The organism is Shewanella sp., assembly GCF_013214165.1.
Taxonomy (GTDB): domain Bacteria; phylum Pseudomonadota; class Gammaproteobacteria; order Enterobacterales; family Shewanellaceae; genus Shewanella.
The window spans coordinates 63,895-86,735 of the sequence record NZ_JABSSM010000019.1; the positions used below are offsets into that span (position 1 = coordinate 63,895).

General features: G+C 43.6%; 17 protein-coding genes and 3 pseudogenes. 12 read left to right on the forward strand and 8 right to left on the reverse strand.

Annotated elements, in window-relative coordinates:
• Nucleotides 1-413: 413 nt before the first annotated feature.
• The 10 genes from hisG (at nt 414) to HRU42_RS06630 (ending at nt 10,158) form a co-directional block, all read left to right on the forward strand.
• Nucleotides 414-1,313, forward strand: coding sequence for an ATP phosphoribosyltransferase (gene hisG, locus HRU42_RS06585; RefSeq protein ID WP_295029675.1), 900 nt, complete (start codon nt 414-416; stop codon nt 1,311-1,313).
• 8 nt (nt 1,314-1,321) lie between these two features.
• Complete coding sequence (gene hisD / locus HRU42_RS06590) at nt 1,322-2,626, forward strand: histidinol dehydrogenase (protein ID WP_295029676.1); 1,305 nt, start codon at nt 1,322-1,324, stop codon at nt 2,624-2,626.
• Nucleotides 2,623-3,717, forward strand: a complete 1,095-nt coding sequence (hisC, locus tag HRU42_RS06595) for a histidinol-phosphate transaminase (protein WP_295029678.1) — start codon at nt 2,623-2,625, stop codon at nt 3,715-3,717. The genes hisD and hisC overlap by 4 nt, the downstream gene beginning before the upstream one ends.
• Before the next feature lie 97 nt (nt 3,718-3,814).
• On the forward strand, nt 3,815-4,882 hold the full coding sequence (gene hisB, locus HRU42_RS06600) for a bifunctional histidinol-phosphatase/imidazoleglycerol-phosphate dehydratase HisB (protein ID WP_295029680.1): 1,068 nt from the start codon (nt 3,815-3,817) through the stop codon (nt 4,880-4,882).
• Nucleotides 4,879-5,598, forward strand: coding sequence for an imidazole glycerol phosphate synthase subunit HisH (hisH, locus tag HRU42_RS06605; protein ID WP_295029681.1), 720 nt, complete (start codon nt 4,879-4,881; stop codon nt 5,596-5,598). Before hisB ends, hisH begins: the two co-directional genes overlap by 4 nt.
• Nucleotides 5,595-6,398, forward strand: a complete 804-nt coding sequence (hisA, locus tag HRU42_RS06610) for a 1-(5-phosphoribosyl)-5-[(5-phosphoribosylamino)methylideneamino]imidazole-4-carboxamide isomerase (RefSeq protein ID WP_295029683.1) — start codon at nt 5,595-5,597, stop codon at nt 6,396-6,398. The genes hisH and hisA overlap by 4 nt, the downstream gene beginning before the upstream one ends.
• Nucleotides 6,388-7,161, forward strand: a complete 774-nt coding sequence (gene hisF, locus HRU42_RS06615) for an imidazole glycerol phosphate synthase subunit HisF (protein ID WP_295029685.1) — start codon at nt 6,388-6,390, stop codon at nt 7,159-7,161. The genes hisA and hisF overlap by 11 nt, the downstream gene beginning before the upstream one ends.
• 92 nt (nt 7,162-7,253) lie before the next feature.
• Nucleotides 7,254-7,889 carry a bifunctional phosphoribosyl-AMP cyclohydrolase/phosphoribosyl-ATP diphosphatase HisIE gene (gene hisIE / locus HRU42_RS06620; RefSeq protein WP_295029686.1) on the forward strand — a complete coding sequence of 212 codons (636 nt, stop codon included), beginning with the start codon at nt 7,254-7,256 and terminating at the stop codon, nt 7,887-7,889.
• A 162-nt stretch (nt 7,890-8,051) separates the two neighbouring features.
• Nucleotides 8,052-8,813: a substrate-binding periplasmic protein gene (locus HRU42_RS06625; RefSeq protein ID WP_367227145.1), complete on the forward strand. Its 762-nt coding sequence runs from the start codon at nt 8,052-8,054 to the stop codon at nt 8,811-8,813.
• Between the two features lie 238 nt (nt 8,814-9,051).
• On the forward strand, nt 9,052-10,158 hold the full coding sequence (locus HRU42_RS06630) for a phosphoribosylaminoimidazolesuccinocarboxamide synthase (RefSeq protein WP_295029688.1): 1,107 nt from the start codon (nt 9,052-9,054) through the stop codon (nt 10,156-10,158).
• 455 nt (nt 10,159-10,613) lie between these two features.
• Here the strand turns inward: HRU42_RS06630 and HRU42_RS06635 are convergent.
• From HRU42_RS06635 to HRU42_RS06645, 3 genes and pseudogenes are all read right to left on the reverse strand, one after another.
• Nucleotides 10,614-10,793, reverse strand: a pseudogene (locus HRU42_RS06635) (IS66 family transposase); the annotation flags it as partial.
• Nucleotides 10,794-10,918: 125 nt separating this feature from the next.
• The gene (gene treF / locus HRU42_RS06640; RefSeq protein ID WP_295029690.1) at nt 10,919-12,484 is read right to left on the reverse strand and encodes an alpha,alpha-trehalase TreF; all 1,566 of its coding nucleotides are present in this window, start codon (nt 12,482-12,484) and stop codon (nt 10,919-10,921) included.
• Nucleotides 12,485-12,506: 22 nt separating this feature from the next.
• The gene (locus tag HRU42_RS06645) at nt 12,507-13,736 is read right to left on the reverse strand and encodes a sugar MFS transporter (RefSeq protein ID WP_295029691.1); all 1,230 of its coding nucleotides are present in this window, start codon (nt 13,734-13,736) and stop codon (nt 12,507-12,509) included.
• 770 nt (nt 13,737-14,506) lie between these two features.
• Here HRU42_RS06645 and HRU42_RS06650 point away from each other — a divergent pair.
• Nucleotides 14,507-14,648: pseudogene (locus HRU42_RS06650) on the forward strand (ISAs1 family transposase); the annotation flags it as partial.
• A 44-nt stretch (nt 14,649-14,692) separates the two neighbouring features.
• Nucleotides 14,693-15,637 (forward strand): annotated as a pseudogene (locus HRU42_RS06655) (transposase); the annotation flags it as partial.
• 17 nt (nt 15,638-15,654) lie between these two features.
• Here HRU42_RS06655 and HRU42_RS06660 read toward each other — a convergent pair.
• From HRU42_RS06660 to HRU42_RS06680, 5 genes are all read right to left on the reverse strand, one after another.
• Complete coding sequence (locus tag HRU42_RS06660; protein ID WP_295029692.1) at nt 15,655-16,677, reverse strand: LacI family DNA-binding transcriptional regulator; 1,023 nt, start codon at nt 16,675-16,677, stop codon at nt 15,655-15,657.
• 470 nt (nt 16,678-17,147) lie between these two features.
• The gene (locus HRU42_RS06665) at nt 17,148-17,423 is read right to left on the reverse strand and encodes a hypothetical protein (RefSeq protein ID WP_295029693.1); all 276 of its coding nucleotides are present in this window, start codon (nt 17,421-17,423) and stop codon (nt 17,148-17,150) included.
• 135 nt (nt 17,424-17,558) lie between these two features.
• The gene (gene fucP / locus HRU42_RS06670; RefSeq protein ID WP_295029695.1) at nt 17,559-18,863 is read right to left on the reverse strand and encodes an L-fucose:H+ symporter permease; all 1,305 of its coding nucleotides are present in this window, start codon (nt 18,861-18,863) and stop codon (nt 17,559-17,561) included.
• A gap of 133 nt (nt 18,864-18,996) precedes the next feature.
• Nucleotides 18,997-21,147 carry a hypothetical protein gene (locus HRU42_RS06675; RefSeq protein WP_295029697.1) on the reverse strand — a complete coding sequence of 717 codons (2,151 nt, stop codon included), beginning with the start codon at nt 21,145-21,147 and terminating at the stop codon, nt 18,997-18,999.
• 65 nt (nt 21,148-21,212) lie between these two features.
• Entirely contained in the window at nt 21,213-22,814 is a 1,602-nt protein-coding gene (locus HRU42_RS06680) for a tryptophan halogenase family protein (RefSeq protein WP_295029699.1), read from the reverse strand.
• Between the last annotated feature and the right edge of the window lie 27 nt (nt 22,815-22,841).

Sequence of the window (22,841 nt, forward strand, 5' to 3'; positions counted from 1 at the left end):
GTCTTAGCAAGCTTACTTAATCATATAACTTATGCTTGAAGAGTATTCATCCGCCACAATTAGTGGTTGCAATCATTTACGAAAATGTTTAATTTAAACACCAACGCAGGCAAGTAAGCTTGTGTACACATTTTTGAGTCACCAGACTCAGCAATCAAGCAAGAGACAAGATTATGATACAGCTTCTGAACACTATCCATCTTCACCATCATATGCGGTAGCCTTCGGAAGCTCACTGCCGAAGGACTATTTCCTTCTGGCGGTTGATTCAAGAATATCAATAACCCCTGGAAGGAATTCCGGGGGTTTTTCGTTTTAGAGCTTTTGTTATTAATCAGCTGATTTATAAAAATAAATATCAGTTAGAAACAAAATTAAACCAGATATTAGAATCAAGTTAAAGGAAGTCCATCATGTCAGAGTCAAACAGATTACGTATCGCCATTCAAAAATCGGGTCGCCTGTCGAAAGAGTCGATGAAACTCCTTAGAAGCTGTGGGGTTAAATTTAACATCAACGAGCAACGCCTCATCGCCCACTCAGACAACTTGCCCATCGACCTGCTTAGGGTCCGTGATGATGATATCCCGGGCCTAGTCATGGACGGCGTGGTTGACTTAGGCATCATAGGTGAGAACGTGCTCGAAGAGGAGCAGATCGAACGTGAAAGACTCGATAAGCCTTCGCGTTGTATCAAGCTTAGGGAGCTGGATTTTGGCACCTGTCGCCTCTCTCTCGCCGTACCCAATGAGTTTTGCTATGAAAATGCCCAGTCTCTGGAAGGATTGCGTATCGCCACATCTTACCCTAACCTGCTGCGCCGCTATATGCAGAAGAAAGGCATCACCTATAGCGATTGTATGCTCAAGGGCTCGGTAGAAGTCGCGCCACGCGCTGGTCTGGCCGATGGCATCTGTGATCTGGTTTCAACCGGAGCCACACTAGAGGCAAATGGTCTTTATGAAACCGAAGTCATCTACCGCTCCAGTGCCTGCATCATTCAGTCTATGGAGACTCAAACGGCGGATAAACAGGCCTTGATTGACAAGATTTTATCCCGCATCAACGGTGTTGTTCGTGCTAAAGAGAGCAAGTACATCTTGCTACACGCGCCGACCGAGACGCTGGAACAAATCGTTGCCCTACTCCCTGGCGCCGAAAACCCAACGGTACTGCCCCTCAATGATGACAGCAATCGCGTCGCCGTCCACGCCGTCAGCACAGAAGACCTGTTCTGGGACACCATGGAAGAGCTGACCGAGCTTGGCGCAACGTCCATCTTGGTTATGCCCATCGAAAAGATGATGGGGTAACAAAAAATATGCAGATCCTCAATTGGCCAAGTTTAAGCGAAGCCGAGCGTAACAGCGCCCTGACCCGCTCCCCTCTCGTCGGAGACGGCAACCTGGAGCAAACCGTCGCGGAGATCGTCGACACGGTCAGAACCTCGAAAGATGCGGCGCTGTTCTCTTACAGTCAGCAGTTTGATGGTGTGAGCTTAACAGAGCTTAGCGTATCGACAGACAAGATCGACGCGGCCTGCGCTCGTGTCAGTGGGGATATCAAGCAGGCCATCGCGCAAGCCATGGCCAATATCGAATCCTTTCACCTGGCACAGAAATTTGAGCCTATCAGCATAGAGACTCAAGACGGCATACGTTGTGAGCTAAGATCTGAAGCCATCGAGAAGGTGGGTCTGTATATTCCTGGCGGCACAGCGCCGCTGATATCCACCGTCATGATGCTGGCGCTGCCCGCAAGAATAGCGGGCTGTGAACGGCGGGTCCTGATCAGCCCTCCGCCGATTGACGATGCCATAATTTATGCGGCAAAAATGTGTGGTATCACTGAGATTTATCAGGTCGGCGGCGCCCAGGCCATAGCGGCCTTGGCCTTTGGCACCGAGTCTGTGCCTGCGGTAGATAAGATATTCGGCCCGGGTAATCGCTTCGTCACCGAGGCCAAGCGGCTGGTATCTCAAGACAGTCGCTGTGTGGTGAGTATCGATATGCCGGCAGGCCCTTCCGAGGTGCTGGTGATTGCCGACCAAGAGGCCAACCCAGAATTTATCGCCGCCGATCTCCTGTCTCAGGCGGAACACGGACCCGATTCTCAGGTGATCTTGGTGACCGACAGTGCCACTCTGGCCGATAGGGTCAATGCCGCTATCAATCGTCAACTGCAAGCCCTACCACGAATAGCAATAGCCCAGCTTGCGCTTGAGTCCAGTCGCACCCTGTTAGTTGCAGACATGCAGCAGGCAGCACAGGTCTCTAACCGCTATGGGCCCGAGCACCTGATCATTCAGACTGAGGCGCCCCGTGAACTGCTAAAATCTATTCGCGCCGCCGGCTCAGTATTCCTCGGAGCTTACACACCAGAATCGGTTGGGGATTATGCCAGCGGCACCAATCATGTGCTGCCAACATACGGTTATAGCCGGGCAGTATCTAGCCTGTCTCTGGCTGATTTCTCCCGCCGCTTCACCGTGCAGGAACTCAGCGCCGAAGGCTTATTGGGACTCGGCGAAACTGTGATGACTTTGGCAGCGGCAGAGCAACTCGATGCTCACAAGCATGCGGTAAAAATCAGGTTAGACAGTTTAACCGCGAGGGAGGCATCATGAGTGAGAGTGCTAATGAAACTAAGCGTCTAATGACTGACACCCTGGCTCAGCGCCTAGCACGTCCTGAGCTATTAAGCCTAGAGCCCTATCTGTCGGCGAGACGGATCGGCGGCCAAGGGGATATCTGGATAAATGCTAACGAGTCCCCCTTCAATAATGCCGAGATCCAGGGCGCCCTAATAGCCAACATCAACCGTTACCCTGAGTGCCAGCCACCCGAGCTCATCGAGGCCTATAGTGACTACAGCGGCGTGGCAAAAGAGTGCATCATCACAGGCCGCGGCGCCGATGAGGCCATAGAGCTGCTCATTCGTACTTTCTGTACGCCCGGCAAAGATACTATTGCCTGTTTCGGCCCGACCTATGGCATGTACGCCATCAGCGCTCAGACGTTCAACGTTGGGGTGTACGCGTTAGATCTCACTGCAGATCATCGACTGCCACACGATATCGCCTCTCGCGTAGGCAACGCCAAACTGGTGTTTATCTGTAACCCTAACAATCCGACCGGCACGGTTATCGACAAGGCATCGATTGAGCGAGTGATCACTCAGTTGCCCGATGCATTAGTGGTTGTCGATGAAGCCTATATCGAGTTTTGCCCAGATTATAGCGTGGCAGATCTTATCGACAAATATGATAACTTAGTCGTGCTCAGAACCCTGTCGAAAGCCTTCGCATTGGCTGGGGCGCGCTGTGGCTTCCTGTTGGCTAACCCGAATATCTGCCAGATGGTGATGCGCGTGATAGCGCCCTACCCGGTGCCATTACCCGTCGCCATATTGGCAACTCGCGCACTGAGTGAGCAGGGTATAAACACCATGCTTGAGCAAGTCACTCGCCTTAAGGCCTGCGGTGCTCGACTCAGTGAAGCCTTACAAGACTATGGTGCTAAGGTCCTGCCGGCAAATGGCAACTTCGTGCTAGCCCAATTTGATGATATCTCGGCGATTCAAGCGCTACTGCTTAGCAATGGCGTGGTCGCCAGAGCCTATAACGACCCACGCTTAGCGACGTGTATCCGCTTTAGCTTTAGCAACGCGGATGAGACCGATTATTTGATCAAGCTGTTAGCGCCCGTGGCAGAGTGACCTGAGCCCCTAGTGAATCTAGGTATCTTGATAAGCTCAATAAAAATAACGATTAAAACATTAGATAGACCAGATGTTAATTTAAGGTGGAAAGAGCATGCAACAGAAAATATTATTTATCGACCGTGACGGCACCATCATCGAAGAGCCAGTGACAGACAAGCAGGTCGATAGCCTGGCTAAGCTGGTATTTGAACCCAAGGTCATCCCTGCTCTTCTTAAACTCCAAGGTGCGGGTTACCGTTTAGTCATGGTGAGTAATCAAGATGGCCTGGGCACTGCCTCTTTTCCTCAAGATGACTTCGATGCTCCCCAAGATATGATGATGCAGATTTTACAGAGTCAGGGCGTCAAGTTCGATGAAGTGCTTATCTGCCCACATTTTGATGATGATAACTGCAGCTGCCGTAAGCCTAAGCTTGGCCTAGTCAAAGACTATCTCACCTTAGGTAAGGTCGACTTCACCCAATCTGCGGTCATCGGCGATCGGCACACAGATATGGGTCTGGCCGAGGCCATGGGGATTAAGGGCGTCTTGTACGACCGTGAAAACCTCAACTGGGATGATATCGCAGCGCAACTCTTAAACCGTGAGCGAATCGCGACTGTGGTGCGCACCACCAAGGAGACCGATATTCACGTGACTATCGACCTCGACTCACAGACTAAAGGCAAGATAGACACAGGCATAGGCTTTCTCGATCACATGCTGGAGCAGATCTCCACCCACGGTAACTTCAAGATGGACGTCAAGGTCGATGGCGATCTCGAGATTGACGATCACCACAGCGTCGAAGACACGGCGCTGGCAATCGGCGATGCCTTGAGGCAAGCCCTGGGGGATAAGCGTGGCATCGCCCGTTTCGGCTTCAGTATCCCCATGGACGAAGCCAGCGCCGAATGCCTGCTGGATCTGTCCGGACGCCCCTTCATTAAATTCAGCGGTGAATTTGAGCGCGAGATGGTTGGCGCGATGGCCACCGAAATGGTGCCACACTTCTTCCGTTCATTTGCAGACGGATTACGTTGCACCTTGCACCTCAAGACTCAGGGTAATAACGATCACCACAAGGTAGAAAGCCTGTTTAAGGTCCTGGGCCGCACCCTTCGCCAAGCCGTTAAAGTCGAGGGCGATCTCTTGCCCTCCAGTAAAGGTGTGCTATGAGCCAACAGACGCATTCGACCGTTATCATCGACACGGGCTGCGCGAACTTAAGCTCGGTTCGCTATGCCTTCGAGCGCCTCAGCAAGGATGTGGTGGTGAGTGATGATCATCGAGTCATCAAGGCTGCAACCCGCGTGGTACTCCCCGGTGTTGGCACCGCGGGGGCCGCCATGGCATCCTTGAACAATAAGCAACTGGTCGCGCTAATCCAGAGCCTAGATCAACCTGTGCTCGGGATCTGCTTAGGCATGCAGATAATGACTGATACATCCAAAGAGCAAGGCGGGCGCGACTCTGGTAACAAGACAGTTGCTGAAAAGTCAGCTTGTGAGTGTTTAGGGCTGATCCCGACTGCCATCACAGATCTAAATAGCCAGGGCTTACCCCTGCCCCATATGGGCTGGAACCAGATAAGTCCTTCATCGCATCCTTTATTTAAGGATATACCCGAGGCAAGTTACCTCTATTTCGTTCATAGCTATAAGGCGCCACTGAGCGAATTTACTATCGCGACCTGTGAATATGGCGAGCGCTTCAGCGCCGCCATCGCCAAAGATAACCTTATGGGGGTGCAGTTCCACCCAGAGAAGAGCGGCGAAGTGGGCGCGCGGATCTTGAGTAATTTTTTAGCCATGACGACCCAATCACTTAACCAATCACTTATGCAGACACTTAAGCCAACAAGTCTGCAACTCAATAGGGAGAGCAGAACATGATCATTCCGGCAATCGATCTTATCGATGGTGACGTGGTGCGCCTCTATCAGGGCGATTATAACCAGAAGACCACCTTCGACCTGTCGCCGCTTTCTCAGCTCAAGTCTTATCAAGAGCAAGGGGCAAAATGGTTGCACATCGTCGATCTCACCGGCGCGAAAGATCCAGATGCACGTCAGACTCGACTCATCTCTGAACTGGTCGCAGCGCTCGATGCCAACATTCAAGTGGGCGGCGGCATTCGCTCCGAGGCGCAAGTGGCGGAGCTGTTAGCAATAGGCGTGAAGCGTGTGGTTATCGGCTCTCTCGCCGTCAAAGACACCGAACGGGTTCAGAGCTGGTTTAAGAAATACGGCCCTGACGCCATCTGCCTAGCATTGGACGTCAACATCAATGCCAGCGGCGAGAAAATTGTCGCAGTATCCGGCTGGCAGAGCGGTGGTGGCAAATCACTGGAGTCGTTAGTCGACGCATTTATGCCCTACGGGCTCAAGCATGCCCTAGTGACAGATATTAGCCGCGACGGTACCTTGAAAGGCGCCAATAACGCGTTATATAAAGAGATTACGGCGCGTTATCCAGACATCAACTGGCAAGCTTCAGGCGGTATCGCCACCCTAGATGATGTAGCAGCCGTGCGAGATAGCGGCGCCGATGGCATCATCATAGGCAAGGCCCTCTTGATCGAGAACTTTAGCGTTGAGCAAGCCATTGGATGTTGGCCTAATACCTTAGGAAGTCGCAGTTTGCAAACAAACAGCTCAGGAGCTAACACGCCAGGAGAGCAAGATGCTAGCTAAACGAATCGTCCCCTGCCTGGATGTAAAAGATGGCAAGGTCGTCAAGGGCGTTCAATTTAGGAATCATGAGATTGTCGGTGATATCGTGCCATTGGCCGCGCGATATGCCAAGGAAGGCGCCGATGAACTGGTCTTTTATGATATCACTGCCAGTGCCCACGACAGGGTTATCGACAAGTCTTGGATCAGCCGCGTCGCCGAGCAGATAGATATCCCCTTCTGCGTCGCAGGCGGAATAAAGAGCATAGAACAGGCTCGGGAGAAACTGGCCTTTGGCGCCGATAAGATCTCAATCAACTCTCCCGCCTTGACCGATCCCAGCCTGATTGAACGTTTGCAAGATGAGTTTGGCAGGCAATGTATCGTCATCGGCATAGATTCTTATTATGATGCCGCTAGCAACAGCTATAAAGTGAAACAGTTTACCGGAGATGCAGCCGCCACCAGAGACACCCAGTGGTTGACCCAAGATTGGGTACAAGAAGTACAAAAGCGAGGCTGTGGCGAGATAGTCCTCAATGTGATGAACCAAGATGGCGTACGCCAAGGGTATGATCTAAAGCAGCTATCTATGGTACGAGCGCTCTGTGACGTACCGCTTATCGCTTCAGGCGGCGCCGGTACCATGGCACATTTTAAGGATGTATTTGAGATAGCTAAGGTCGACGCGGCGCTGGCAGCCAGCGTATTTCATAAAGGTATCATAGATATTCAAGCACTCAAGCACTATCTAAGCGCCCAACACATAGCCATCAGATGTTAACTGGTTTTAAATCGGCTCACTCATCCTGTCTTAGCTTATGATTGTCATCATAGGACAGGGTTAGCCATAGAATAGTCGCGAGTAGGAAAAATATGACACAAATAAATACGAATGAAGCATTGGTAAATCAACTGGATTGGGACAAACAAGCGGGCTTGATCCCGGCAATCGTGCAGAACCACCTCTCTGGCAAGGTCTTGATGTTAGGGTATATGGATCGAGCAGCACTGGAGAAGACCCTGGCCAGCAAACGAGTGACATTTTATAGTCGCTCCAAGCAACGTCTCTGGACTAAAGGAGAAGAGTCCGGCAACACCCTAGAATTAGTCGCCATCGACAAAGATTGCGATAACGACAGCTTGCTGGTACAGGTCATTCCTAACGGACCCACCTGTCATCTGGCGCGCGAGAGCTGCTGGCCCGATGGCAATGCCCACCCTTTTATCGATAATCTGACCCAGCTTATCGCCTCACGTAAGGGGGACGATCCCAAGTCCAGTTACACCGCGTACCTGTTCGAACGTGGCACCAAGCGTATCGCCCAGAAGGTCGGCGAGGAGGGTCTAGAAACCGCCCTTGCCGCGGCCACGAACGACAAGCCAGAATTGATCGACGAGGCGTCAGATCTCATCTATCACCTGCTGGTCTTGCTCGAAGATCAAGACTTGAGCATGAATGACATCACCCACAACTTGATGCAGCGACACACAAGCGCGACAAAATCTTAAATAAGTCATAGAAGAGCGCATTGGCGCTCTTCTACCCGCTGAAATGACACATTAGCAGTAAAAAGTGTCATTTACACAATTGTCATTTCCATCATTATACTGTCTATTTTCCGTTTAGGGGAATAGACTAACAACACAGGTAATGGATTAACTGGATTCGTGATGATTCGCTTATGTATCATTTTATGTGTTTTTTTATCCTCTTTTTGTGTCCAAGCACAAAGACTCACGTACCTTGCCATCTCTTCCCAGGCCGAACCTTTTCAAATCATAGCTCAGCCTAACGCAGGAATAGTGACGGATATTCTGGCTGAGGCAGTACAAAACTTAGATATCACCTTCACCCAACGCGCTTACCCTTTTAAGCGTTACCTGCGAATGATGCATTCAGATCAATATCCCTTATGGATAAGTTATGGCTCTCCAGCCTGGCAAGGTGCCTCAGAGCTAAATCTTCAAAGCCGGCACCTGTCCAAGGAGACGTTATTTGATGTCACCCATGTCTTAGTGGTGAAAGCCGACAGAAATTTTAACTTTGATTCTATCGAAGCACTTTTTGGTGAAAATGTGATAACCCTAGATGGTTTTCACTACCCAGGCCTTGATGAGTATTTTGCTAGCGGTGAAATAAATAAGCTAGCGGTGAGGAGTCATGAAAACGCCTTAACAGCGATCGAAAACAATCGAGGAATAGCTTTTGTTTCGATGAAAATCAGGGTGTTATATTCGATCAATAAAGCAGGTTTAGACCGCAACAAATTTAAAATCATCGACTTTTCTAGCATAGTCCCTCCCTATCCAATTCATCTATCCTATAGCCCTACGGTCGATGAGAAGACCAAACTGAGTATAGATGAAGCGATTGCCGAATTAAAAAAATCAGGAAAAATCAATCAAATAATCAAATTCTATCAAGGAATATAAACCACGGCTCGACAGCTCAATGGGAAGTGCAGCCCGACATACTCGAGGCGCTGCGGATTTTTTAGTCACTTCGAACTGGAAATGAGACAATCAGATCAGCCAAGTATTCAGAAAAAGTCACCCAAGAACAGTCTGTTCTCTTTTTAACATAGTGTTGGGAAATGTAAGTTCTGTTACAATCGACCCGATCATGTACACCTACTACAACCAATAACATAGACCCCAATATAAAAATCCTATGAATCATTCAAACAAAGTTTTAGCAGTAAATGATGATCTGCCTATCCGCACAGATAAGCCAGTTCATTCAGGCAAGGTTCGCAGTGTCTATTGGCTTACGGCTGAGGATAGTGCCCGCCTAATCGAACAGAAAGGTTACGACGTACCAAAAGATACGCCGCTGGCCATCATGGTGATCAGCGATCGGATCTCGGCATTCGATTGTATCTGGCAAGCGGAAAATGGCCTCAACGGCGTACCCGGTAAAGGCGCTGCGCTCAATGCCATCTCTAGCCATTGGTTCAAGCTTTTCAAGGAGAAAGGTTTAGCCGATAGCCATATTCTGGACGTCCCGCACCCATTTGTTTGGATTGTACAAAAAGCTCAGCCCGTGATGGTTGAAGCTATCGCAAGACAGTTTATTACTGGCTCTATGTGGCGCGCCTACACCAAAGGTGAGCGTGAGTTCTGTGGCATCACATTGCCAGAAGGCCTCAAGAAAGACCAAAAGCTACCTGAGCTGTTAATCACGCCTTCTACCAAGGGTGTGCTTACCGGCCTTGAAGGCGTACCAGAGGCCGATGATGTCAACGTGTCACGTGCCGATCTCGAACGTCATCTAGAGGGCTTTAACTTCCATGTTAAGTCGGATATCGACTTGTACGAGAAGCTATTGAAAGAAGGCTTTGCCGTGATCAGTGCAGCCCTTGCCGAGCAAGATCAAATCTTCATCGATACCAAGTTCGAGTTTGGCTATGTCAAAGGCGCCGATGGTAAAGAGAAACTCATCTATATGGATGAAGTGGGCACACCTGACAGCTCACGCATCTGGGATGGTCCTGCGCACCGTGAAGGTAATATCGTAGAAAAGTCGAAAGAAGGCTTCAGACAGTGGCTACTTAACCACTTCCCGGACCCGGACATACTGCTCAACAAGGAGCGTATGCCTGAGCGTTTCGCACTGGCACAAGCTAACAAGCTACCGACCCAAGTGATGATGGATATCTCCAATACCTACATCGGCATCGCGGAAAAAGTCATCGGTGAGAAGCTCCACATCAGCGAGAACCCTAAGCAAGAGATCATCAATATTCTTCGCAATGAATATCAGTTAATTGCAGACTAAACTCCGGTAATTAATGATGGGGGATAACGGCTGAGAGCGAGTCGCTTGGCTGGCATGATGACACTCAAATCAAGCCGTAAACTCTGCTAAGAGTTGGCGGCTTTTTTGTGTCTCAAACTACCCGGATCAGTGACCACACAAGTGATTAATATTATTGATTAATCCATGAAAACACCCGGTAATATAACGACTTTTTGCTTACTTAATAGGATAATTTATTACTAGTCTGGTAGTTTTAAGCCCAGCCCACACTGGAAACTCTCCAGCTAACTCGTCGGCTGCAAGTACAGGATATTTCGAGCTTCGATGTGAGCTTGTGCCCTTTAAAAATGGATGTTGTCGACATTACAGCGGCCGGAAAAAGCTTCTGTCGTTGCTTTGGAAAGCATTCCTTGATTACTTTTCACTGCAAGTAAATAGTCACCGCCTTTATCTCATCCTCTGAGGGGATTTGACTAAGCTGAGGTTAGCCCAAATACGTCTGGGTAGTCGCACTTAGCAACCACGCCAGCAATGATAGTGCTGATCACTGTTATCGGGGATAACTTGCGCTTCTTGCACGTTTTAACGACTGAAGGGATAAGAGAGCAAAATTTGTCACCACGATCTGAACTGCTGCCACACAAACAACGCATCTAAAAAATGTACCATGGCGATAAGGGATTTGAAGTCTGCGTTAAATCGTTTTATTATTTAGTTTGAGGAGTAGCTGGCTCCTTATATTTAAAACGGGCCGTTACACAGTTGAATTGATACCTCTTTATACCCTCGGAAATGGTGAATAATTACTATTTTTAAATTGTGATCTCAAGGCTAAATAAACACCATTAGTCCAGCCAAAACCGTCTTGTACATCATATTCTCCTCCTTTGGCTTCCTTCCTTTGCTGACAAACATTATACTTTTCCATAATTTTACCTGTTTGTTGAAAGTGTTCTGTTACTGTATCGACCCAACGTTGCTGCACAGTAGTAGCTAAAGTGTTTTGTTGGTAATTTAATAATCCTTGTACAACAAACCAATGCAATGGAGCCCAACCATTGGGAGAATCCCACTGTTGACTAGTATCAATCAAAGTAGTGATTAAACCTCCCGGCTTAAGAAACTCTTTGTTAATAACCTGACTGACCTGTTCAGCTTGTTTTACATCGGCCAGTTCAACAAACAAAGGAAATATTCCCGCGAGTGATTTTACCGAACTGTTTGATTTTGTATCTACGTCATAGTCCATGTAGAATCCATTACCCTCTGACCACATATAGCCTTGAATCGCTGATTTTCTCATCGCCGCGTATCTTTCATAAACAAGACTCGTTTCCTTATCGCCAAGAATGTCATGATATTGTGCGAGTATTTTTTCTTGTTTATACAACAAACAGTTTAAATCAATAGGTAATATGCGGGTAGTACGAATAGACGCCAATGAATGATCGTCACCCAACCAGCGTGAACTAAAATCCCAGCCAGATTCACATGCAGCACGAATATTCAGATAAAATAAAGTTGAATCTTCAGGTTTCGACTCTTGATATAATAGAATATCTTCTCGATAGGACTCAGGCCTAGGAACAGCATTATCATCCCAGTACCGATTTAGAAAGTTACCGTCTGGCATTTTAACCACACGACTATGTTCAGTTTTATCTTCAAATAAAAGTTCTTTGCCCTTCATCCAAAAATTATATTCAGCTTCTATGCCGGCCATATTATTTTTTATAAATTCTTTCTCATCCTTTTGAAAAGGCAACAACAATTCAACAAGCAAACATAAAATAGGGGGTTGCGATCTTGACAGGTAATAAGTTCTATTTCCATTAGGAATACAGCCATAACGTGACTGTAGATCTAAAAAGTTATTCAGCATTGACTCTGCCAAATCTAGATGACCAGATTCGACTAAACCTAAGGCAGTGAAAAAACTATCCCAATAATAAACTTCTCTAAATCGTCCTCCTGGGACAATATAAGGATTTTTTAACGCTAACAAAGAACCGGAAATATCTACATCAGCAGGTTTCTTTAGCAATTCCCACAAAGATTCAATGTGATCATTAATACAAACTTTTCTACTGACTGCCCGTATTTCTTGATGTGCAACAATATCAAAGTATTGTTCGACAAAATTATTAACATCAAAGGCTGAATTGTTTTGTTTTTCTATCTGGTATTGTTGCAAAATATCACTATAAGCTATGAGTGGAATGGCATCAGCAAAATCCTTACTGTCATCAAACAAACCACTCATTTGTACCGTTTTAAACAAATCTGAGTCAAAAAAATGTAAACTTTCTTGAGCTTGTTTATCAAATAAATCATTGTTGGTCATACCTTCCCCTCGTAATTATGTTTTAAACAGAATGCTTGGCTGTTGTCACTTTGAAAAAGTACAAACTAACCACGAGACATCCCATAGGTATTAACGACAGGTAAAAGGCATTTTGACCACCAAGGGCTTGAAAGGAAAAACCGGTTATCATTGAACCTGTGGTACCGCCCAGTGCAGAGAAAACGACAATCAACCCCGTCATAGCAGCATGTTTTGAACGAGCTAAACTGGTTAACATTACTGAGTTGAGCACTGGATATATGGGTGCCATCATTAAACCAATGAGCGGAAATAAATATGCTACCGCGGGGGCATTAAGTATACTAGTCACTACAACCGTTGCTGGCTCCTGTGTTAATGGTAATAACATTATAATAATTAACGCCATGCCTACGAGACAAATATTTAAGAAAACATACCAATTTATGTAACGGAGAATTTGCCCAGCCAATAGTCGACCAACGGCCAAGGACGCGGCAAAAATACTTGTCATTTGCACACTAACATTGGTTGGTAAACCTAATACTTCACTGTTAAATGTCGGTAACCATGTACTTATTCCTTGCTCTATCAAAACATATAGAAAGATAGAAATAACAAAGATAAGCACCAGAGATTGATAACTCATTTTTATCATCTCAATAAAATCGGCAAATATACTGTTGGGGGATGAGGCTTGATCAGCTTTTTTAATCGAAGAAAAGTAAACTAGTAATAATGTTACTGAGGATAGGATTGCTAGCAGATAATAAACATCTAACCAATCTGTAGATTTTCCCGTTCCAGCGTCAATATAAAAACTAAATATCCAGTAACCAGACAAACTACCCAGCATAAATATTCCTTCAATGGTATTAAGTAATGAGGAATGAGATTTTACCGAGTCAGATAGCTGACCAACAATAGAATAAACAGCTATTTTAACAAAGGAAAATGATACACCAATACAAGCAAATAATAGCTTGATTACTATGAAACTTCCGAGTAAAGAAGTGAAAGCACAAGCTATGGTGACCAGCGTCAAACCTATCATTAAGGCAACTTTATAACCAATTCTGGGGATAATTGAGGCCACAAAAAATGAAACAAAAGCTATCGATAAGTCTTTAAAACCTTCCAATGAGCTCGCTTGTGGCTTACTGATATCAAAAGTATTAATCGATTGCAGAATGACAGTACCAACACTATTGAGAAGAATAGCAAACACAAAATAGCTTGCTGCAATAGCACTAATGGTAACAAAACGTGACATAAATATACCCATATTTAAATAGTTAAAGCAGTTTACAACCAAAAACAAGAAAATGCAAACGATTGCATTTTCTTGTTGAAAAAATAAGTTATTATAATTCTGTGTAATTTCAGTAGAATGTAAAAATTAATGACATGTGACAAGCTAATTTTATTTTGACCAAGCATTAACGGATTTACAAACAGGAATCAGCCTACTGGCAAAGACGGCAATCTAGACAGGGTGAGCTCGCGAACGTTATCTGAGTGATTATAGTTAGATTGATGATAGGTTTCTTATCCTCTCTTTTTTCGATGGAAAATATGAATGTCGACACTTTTATGAACATATCTCAGTTCTAAAGACCCACACCAATCTGCGAAAAAAGTTACCATTATTCGAAATTTTGTTTATAACTGTTGGTGCCTCGTTAGCAGGATCAGAGAGTCGACGAGATGGATAATACTTTGACGGGATCCATATAAATATGTTTAATAAGAAATCACTCACCTGTTCATGACACCATTGCTCGTGTGATTTCATGGCTTAAACCACAAGGATTCCAAAGTTACTTTATTGACTGGATGGAGTCCGTTGATCAGCCTAGTTAAGGTGAATTGAACGCCATTAATGGCAAGGTGCGACGAAGATCATACGATAAAGAATATCGTAGGAACATTTTCCACAGCCAATAACCTAGGGCTTAATTAGGTTAAAACCGTCTTTATATCGATAAGTTATATTACTTACGAAGCTAAAGAAGAGCCGTCAGAGTATCGATATTATAGTTTGCCGCGGCGATTCAAGCTCACTGGGGGATCGAAATAGCCTACATTGGGTTCTAGATGTCTCACTTAATGAAGATGCATGCCAAATCTATCGTGAGAATGGTCCGAGGTAATTGCCTGTATGGAGCATATAGTATTGAATATGTAACGGTCAGAAGCCAATATAAAAAAGCGAATACTCATGCTCGTGTTAAACAACTCACAGAGGTGGCTTTGAATGCCGAATTAGAGCATCATTTTGCTAACGAGCCTCACCCTATTATAAAAGTGGCCAAACAAGAAAAGTCATCAAAAAACTTCGAACTCTAAACTCCAAGGACCGAAATGGTAGATTTGAGCCTCAACTCGTCAAGAAAGGCCACACTACCTTATCAGACGAAATAGATCGCAAAGTATTGTCGATGTTCATTTCAGACATGAGCTATCACGTCATCAATGCCCATATTGAAGAAATGTACGGCATTAAGTTGCCACCACAAGGGTAAGTGCGGTGACTGACAAGATTATTGCTGAGCTTAAGGCATGCAGCAAAGACCACTGGATAGCCATTATCCGGTAGTATGGCTCGATGCTATTGGTTATCAATCAAGTAAATGATCGCTACATCAGTAAGCCTGTGTAGATGGGTTAACCGGCTTTCTAGAGGCGATCTCAGCCATCTGTTCTGCAACGAGGTATAATTCACCAGTTTCGTAACTCAATGAGGTCTGTGGCATATAAGATCAAAAAGACTTCATGGAAGTTGCAAAGTTCGTGAATCGTGTGCCGACAAAGGAAGCCGATGAATTAGTACTTGATCAACTAGAAGCTAAATGGGGCGAGTCATATTCGCTAGTAATCAACTCCTGGCATAGATAATGGCACCATCTATCGCATCACTTTAAGAACCCAGAACACATCAGGAAGGTCATATACATACCAAGGCTAGCTAGCTAGTCCATGCCCCATTTAGAAAACTAACGAAGACCAAGGGAGCATTCGAGAACTAAAATAGTTTGTTGAAGCTGCGGTATGCTGGCATATTAAAGCCATCGAGATATGGACGCTGTCCATCCACAAGTGGAGCGCTTGTGCATTTCTCAGCTAGCGATATATTTAGTAGGGTGCTTAGATAGCGTAATCACAGAATATTGAACACCCTCTAAAATATTTTAGCTGGATCTGGTCGAATTACGCTTAACCAACTCAATATCTATAACCACGGATTTTGCCTTTTCCCCATGAAACTGAGCCAATAATTGCTCGACCATGATATTCGCCGCCGCTTCGGTATTTTGTTTGATGGTAGTCAGTGCCGGATGAAATAACTCTGCCATAGCAATATCATCAAAACCAACAATACCCACATCATTGGGGATATTGACATCACGCTCTTTTAACGCTTTTAACGCACCAAGAGCAACCATATCACTTGCGGCAACAATAGCATCAAAAATGAGTCCTTGCTCGAAGATTAAGCTGCCTATTTTTTCATAAGCCACCTTACTGGTAATATCACAAGATAGTATTAATTCATTGCTCATTTCAATCTTGTACTGCTTTAATGCCCTGCCATACCCCTTATAGCGTTCTCTCATTTCTGCATGTTCAGGATCACCAAGAAAAAGAATTCGTTGGTAACCAGAGTTTATTAAATGCTCTGTAGCTAAATAACCACCTAATTCATTATTACTACCTACCACAGCATAATTGGTTTTTGTGGTGGGATCACCCCAGACAACAAGCGGGGCACCAGAGTCAGCAACCTGTTCAATTTTTGTAGTGCTCTTACCTTGCCCTATGACAATTATTCCATCAGCTCGACTACTACTGATAAAGTAGTTAGCCCAATCTTGTGTTGCCATAAATGAATTTGATAAAAGTAACTCATAACCTCTTTGATTTAACGCGTGATTTAAATCACCCACCACTTTGAGCAAAAAAGGATCACTCGTGCTTTGAACAGTACTGTCGGTTAAATTTAAAATAACAGCAACTACATTTGTTTTTTGAGTTCGTAACACACTTGCAGCTCGATTTAAACTAAAATTATGTTCAGCTGCTAATGCTTGCAATCTTTGACGAGTTTCTTTTTTGATCAAGGAGCTATCTTTTAACGCCCTAGATACTGTTGAAGTAGAAACTCCTGCTAATTTAGCTAGCCCCGCTAAATTTAATTTATTTTCGTTAGCCAATGCACTCACTTCCTGAGTTAGTAAAAGATAAAACTATCAGATAATTATTACATAACTAGCGACTCATAGGTAGGAGCTAGATCTCAACAATAAACGACACCCGCTCAGCTAAAGTCACCAAGTAGCCGACAGGCCCATAAACCATATCACCTGCCCAGTGGCCTATCTCTATTTTACCATCGACTTTACTTGATACCAATTGCTTGTACACTCTTTTATGCAATGAGTGTGACTTCTGACTCGACAAACATAATCCCAATCCAGAGATGTTATCAGCTTAAACCAAGGGATCCTGTATAAGTTCATATGATAGGCTTGCTGTCATCGGCTAACATCCCCTGCAATTTTTCTATAAATAATCTGTGTTTTTAGGTTTTCATTTACGGTTAAGAGGATGAAGTTATTTGTAAAGAGTCAATGAGCATCCTTGAGCAGCTAAGGTTATTCGAATAATAAAATGTTTCTTTCTTTCATCTATCTGACCAATCAACATGCTTGACGGGCATCAATTGACCCACTAGCAGATAGGCAACACAGATATAGATATGATTAACTTTCTTCTGCAGATTAAGATTTTCACAATGCCTGTCGATGACACGCTTGCTCTTATGCATTCCTTTACAGACCTGTCGAATGTCTCGCCACCGTTCATTGAGCTTTCTATTGCTGCAAAGAGGATTAACCACAGCAATTTGTGCATGGAGGTCGAGACAATCGATAAGTATTTTGATATACGTTTTTCGCATTCATGACATTTATTCGGGGTTATTTTTTGCGCTAAATTTGATCACCAAATGCATGAATGCTCCCTTCTTTTAATTCTCTCATTTTACATTCATAATATTTTGTGGGATTTTTGTGGGACTGTTCATAATTCTAGCTTATTTAATGCCAAGAGTAGATCCCTTAACACCATAAAATATAATGTATAAGTAACAAAAAACAGGAAGAATAAATGCAAGCTGTATGCCTATCAAATCTGCAAGCATACCTTGAAATAATGGAATAATAGCGCCGCCAGCGATAGATAAACATAATATTCCCGACCCTTGCCCTGTTACTTTACCTAGATCTTTCACTGCTAACGTAAAAATAGTTGGAAACATAATCGAGTTACATAAACCTACGGCGAGAATTGCCCACATTGCGACTTGACCAGAAGACGTCATGGCAATAGTAATCAGTATCACAGAAGAAACAGCATTGAATACTAGTATTTTATTTGCTGCTACATAACGCATCGTTGCGGCACCAATAAAGCGACCAACCATTGCCCCTCCCCAGTAATAGGAAATATAATTTGCGGCATCAGCTTCAGCTAAACCAAGAATATTATCTTCACCAAGAAACGAGATCAAAAAACTACCAATAGCAACTTCAGCGCCTACATAAACAAAAATACCAAGTGCACCTAACATCAGATGTGGGGTTTTCCATGCCGAGACAATATTATTGTCATCACACTTTACATCAGACTCGATTGAACCAATTGTTGGCAATTTCAAAAAAACAAATACAATGGCAAGACCAATCAAAATGCCGGCTAAGACTAAATAAGGTATTTGTACAGCTTCCGCTTCTTGTAATTTAATCGCTGCTTGTTCTGCAAGAGGTAATTGGCTCATTTCCTCTACCCCTAAACTTACCGCTGATAGAATAAACAAGCCGCCAAAAAAAGGGGCTATCGTAGTTCCTAAAGAGTTAAATGCTTGTGTGAGGTTTAAACGACTTGAGGCTGTATTCACATCGCCAAGACTTGCAACATAAGGATTCGCTGCGACTTGTAAACAAGTGATACCAGAAGCGAGAACAAATAGTGCAAATAAAAATAACGGATAAAGCTGATAACTTGCTGCAGGATAAAACAATATACAACCACTACCTGCAACCGTTAACCCTGTAACTATTGTCATCTTATACCCGATTTTCTTTATCAAACTGGCTGCTGGCATTGAAATAACAAAATAGGCCCCGAAAAAGAAAAACTGGATTAACATTGCCTGAGTATAATTTAATGAAAATACATTTTTTAAATGTGGGATTAAAATATCATTTAAACAGGCAACAAAACCCCACATAAAAAACAACGAGGTTAATATTACTAGAGGAAAATTGTAATTTTGTGATACATCTGATATTTTTACAGATTTTGTATTATCTGAATTAAGACGACTTCCAGTTATCATGATTTACGCTCTTCATTGGCGGCTAGCTGAACCTGACAATTCAGGCCCAGCTGATATTAACGGTAATAATCACATCATACATAATAGTAATTTTTTGAAAAATATGACTTACCGCTACACTTTAACAGTCTTATTATTTTGTGACTGAAGGTTCACTAGGATCCGATATTGACAAATATACAGTACTCCACAACTGCGCCGCATTAGATTCACTTAAATCATTATTACGCTGACCAAAACGTTCCATTGTATATTCGCCGTCCATAAATGACCAAGACCATAATTCACTATTGCTGACCTCTTTGACGGCATTAATAACATCCCAAAGCTGAATCTGAACGTCTAATAATATTTTTTTGGTATTTACCGTTAAGTCAGAACGTAGTAATTGACGTTCGAGTCCTGCGGCGAACAATGCTTGCTGCCAAGACCAAATAACGGTGCCATGATAATGACTATTTGTGAAATATTTTTGAGTTTCCTTATCGGCATAAACCGGGTTCGCTACGACCATACCCACAGGTGTTAAAAGCCCTAAAGGGAAAGGCAGGAGCATACTTTTTACCGTACTTTCTAATTCCTTTGAACTTGGATTAGTAAATAGCATCGAAAATCCATAATCAGAATTTAAGACCGGAATTGGTTTACCCTGGCTATCTAAAGAAACTGCATAAAAACTGAACGGTGTTTCTTCGATAGCAGCCAAAGAAGCAACATCAGATACACTAATGTAGTCGGCATATTGTGTGACTGATTCCCTGACTTGCTGACTGGTTAAGGTTACTTTAAAATGTGATGATGCTTTTTCTTGCCAAACCTTTGAAATGTTCTTAGCCAGTTTCAAAGATTGGTCATCACCAATATAATCTGTTAATAAACCGCTGCTATATAAACGAGCAATAGCTGACAAGGATGCCGGTACAAAAATCGAGTTAACATTATAAGGAATTTTTCCGAAGCCAAGACCTTCGTTGCTATCACGCCATTCGCCAACATCAAGATCACCCCTTAACTTAATTAAGTTGCCAACTTCTGGATTAGCCGCATATTCTGTAGTTTCCGATATAACAAAATTAAAATTCTCAATCAACCTATCACCATATCGTTTGCCATCGAGCGTTTTTCTTTGTAGAAACGCTGTTGCATTGTTTTTTCCTGCCTCATTTTCGAGTAAATATTCAGCAACAATAGGGGCAAGCATGAAATTATCGTCGATCATTTTATAATCAAATATCGGGCTCGCTGTTTTATTACCAACTTCCGACATGTGTCGTAGGATGGCGAACTCGGCCAAATCTTCCTCGTGCGCTACTTCACCATTATCCGCTAGACGCTCAATAACCGATCCAAGACTCGCTTCAATGACTGCAGACTTTAATACCGGCATCAATAATCTCACCGACATCAAGGTATCGCGACCAAAATAAGTGGAAAATCGCCATGAGCCTGCTAACATTTTCTCTTTATAACTCAGAAAAGCCAATATATTTTGCGATAAAGGGTTTCCATTATACCCCTCTACAAATAACTCACTTTTAGTAATTGGTGTCAATGACTCATCTCCAGATAGAGCCGACAATCTTAATGTTAAAGGTTCGTTATCTGCAGCTGTGAATACAACTGGCTTGCCATGTCCACCCGCAACACTACCGTGTAAAACATCTACTTGAAGTTTATAGCCGCCTTTTCCATCTAAACGATCTCGATACCAAGTAATACTGTTATCTTTGAGAACAACCTCATTCTGGATTGCGCTGGGTACTGTACGGTTATGCATGTAATCACGAAGTACCCTAACATTACTTAACACCGCTTCCTCAACCACTAACTCCTTAGCGGTAGTGGTGAGCTGAGCTCGAATTCCATAAAGTAAGTCGCCATGCTCGTTCTGTTGACTAATGCCTACAATTTCATTTATTTCTTGCCATTGCACGGCCTTATCTACGCTTTTAAACCACAAACTGACACCACTATTTCCAGCGGGAAAAGCAACGATCAAACGTGGTGATGTTCCTGAGGTCAAAAGGGTATGTGCAGCTACTTTCCCTTGACGAAAAAATTTATTGTAAATTTTCCCATTAAGAATTGAAAAGTTCAATTCGGGTTTAGTAAATAGCTCTGTTTTTATGGTGTTAATTTTTGATTCTTGCTGAACAGAATTATTTGTTGATTTATCTTTCCCTGTGCAAGCTGACAGGCTTGATACTACAAAAATAAATAGTCCTAATGTCAGCGGCTTTATCACGCTTATTTTCTCTTTATTAACAACATGACTTTTACTCATAATAACTTCTACTCCAATAATATTGTTACAATTTGATGTTCAAGAGTCCTATCTATTGAAATGAACTATGTATAATTATTCGGTAATGTTCGAATGGATGCATTCACTGTGGCCATTGTTTCCACATCCCGAACACGAACGCTGTCATTGCTACCCTTGTGTATCTGATTAAGATATTCATTGTGATTTGGTAGCCGAGATTTCGCATTTACAACCCCTTTGGACACACGATCAAAAATTTTTGTAGCAAATTTATCTCTGCGACCGCCAAGGCTATTGATCTTTGGTCTACCCTCCATACCAAAATACACAAATTGATAACTAGCATGGTCAAAGATTGAATGTAGGTACTCTAAGTCGTAGATATCTGGATAACTGCCCTGCCAGGTTTCGACACGCTCTCGCAGCCACGGAGTCCAGCTTTTTTCATCCACGTTATCAAGCCAGAATTGAGAATCTTCTCGCTTACTTAATAGGTAATGATATTTGACAAAATTAATTGCCATTTCATAATGATTAGCAATTATTTTATTGAATTGAGACTGAGGATTAATGCCATTGAAATATCTTGGCAACATCGATACCAAAGACCAGACCGCTTGTTCCACTAAATGAATACCCGTTGACTCTAGAGGTTCGATGAAGCCACTAGACAATCCGACGGCAACACAGTTTTTGTGCCATTGAGTTTCTCTATATCCCACCCTAAAATTAATGTGTCGTACCGGAATTTCTGACATATTGTCGCCTAAATACTTCTTGAGTTCCTTTTCGGCTTCATTTTTATCGATATATGTTGATGAATATACATAGCCTACACCGCGCCTATTTTTCAATCCTATGTCCCAAATCCAACCGTTAGCACAAGCAGTAGAGCGAGTGTAAGGTGGTATTGTTTGATTAGGGGAATTGGGTATTTGCATGGTCACTGCTGAATCGCAAAATAACACTCTGGAACAATCTTTGAATGTTTGTTTATAGTGTTTGCCAATCAATATGGAAGAAAAACCAGAGCAATCTATAAAAAAATCACCTGATATTATCTTGCCTGACGCTAACTTAATATCGCTAATATCGCCATTGCTAGCAGACTCAACTGATAAAACAGTATCAACAACATGTTCAACACCATGTGTTTTGCCTGATTTTTTAAGCACATCGGCCAATAGTCCAGCATCTAAATGATAAGCATAAGGTATTGGACTGTCGTAAGGCCGATCATTCACTGATTTAGGGGCTAGATTCGACTTGGCTAATTGATGTTGAATACTAACAGCATCTTCAAATTTTCTATTTTGAGGATCTAGTCCCCGTAACCAATAGCCTTCTAGACCATCTGTGCCAGCTCTGAGTGGGCGTTCAAAAGGATGAAAATATTCATCATCTGGGTCCACATTAGGCGCATGTGTCCAGTTAGAAAATAAAATCCCATGCTTAAATGTTGCATTACAAGCACGCATAAACTCATTTTCATCCAAGCCTATGTCTGCAAGTGTCGCTCGCAGAGACGGCGTTGTCGCCTCACCAACACTAATGGTGGGAATATCACTAGACTCTATTAATGTAATTTTGAGTTTTTGATCAGAATTTTCTCCAAGTTTAGCCGCAAGGTATGCAGCCGTTAACCAACCGGCTGTTCCTCCACCCACCACTACAATTCTTTTCATTCTCTTTCCCCTTAAATTTGCCTTATA

Bases quoted from the DNA above. Each gene is read 5' to 3' on its own strand.
- HRU42_RS06675 (WP_295029697.1), bottom strand. From the start codon at position 21,147: ATGAGTAAAAGTCATGTTGTTAATAAAGAGAAAATAAGCGTGATAAAG.
- hisF (WP_295029685.1), top strand. From the start codon at position 6,388: ATGCTAGCTAAACGAATCGTCCCCTGCCTGGATGTAAAAGATGGCAAG.
- hisH (WP_295029681.1), top strand. From the start codon at position 4,879: ATGAGCCAACAGACGCATTCGACCGTTATCATCGACACGGGCTGCGCG.
- HRU42_RS06630 (WP_295029688.1), top strand. From the start codon at position 9,052: ATGAATCATTCAAACAAAGTTTTAGCAGTAAATGATGATCTGCCTATC.
- hisD (WP_295029676.1), top strand. From the start codon at position 1,322: ATGCAGATCCTCAATTGGCCAAGTTTAAGCGAAGCCGAGCGTAACAGC.
- hisB (WP_295029680.1), top strand. From the start codon at position 3,815: ATGCAACAGAAAATATTATTTATCGACCGTGACGGCACCATCATCGAA.
- HRU42_RS06645 (WP_295029691.1), bottom strand. From the start codon at position 13,736: ATGTCACGTTTTGTTACCATTAGTGCTATTGCAGCAAGCTATTTTGTG.
- hisIE (WP_295029686.1), top strand. From the start codon at position 7,254: ATGACACAAATAAATACGAATGAAGCATTGGTAAATCAACTGGATTGG.
- hisC (WP_295029678.1), top strand. From the start codon at position 2,623: ATGAGTGAGAGTGCTAATGAAACTAAGCGTCTAATGACTGACACCCTG.
- hisG (WP_295029675.1), top strand. From the start codon at position 414: ATGTCAGAGTCAAACAGATTACGTATCGCCATTCAAAAATCGGGTCGC.
- treF (WP_295029690.1), bottom strand. From the start codon at position 12,484: ATGACCAACAATGATTTATTTGATAAACAAGCTCAAGAAAGTTTACAT.
- HRU42_RS06665 (WP_295029693.1), bottom strand. From the start codon at position 17,423: ATGCGAAAAACGTATATCAAAATACTTATCGATTGTCTCGACCTCCAT.
- HRU42_RS06680 (WP_295029699.1), bottom strand. From the start codon at position 22,814: ATGAAAAGAATTGTAGTGGTGGGTGGAGGAACAGCCGGTTGGTTAACG.
- HRU42_RS06625 (WP_367227145.1), top strand. From the start codon at position 8,052: ATGATTCGCTTATGTATCATTTTATGTGTTTTTTTATCCTCTTTTTGT.
- hisA (WP_295029683.1), top strand. From the start codon at position 5,595: ATGATCATTCCGGCAATCGATCTTATCGATGGTGACGTGGTGCGCCTC.
- fucP (WP_295029695.1), bottom strand. From the start codon at position 18,863: ATGATAACTGGAAGTCGTCTTAATTCAGATAATACAAAATCTGTAAAA.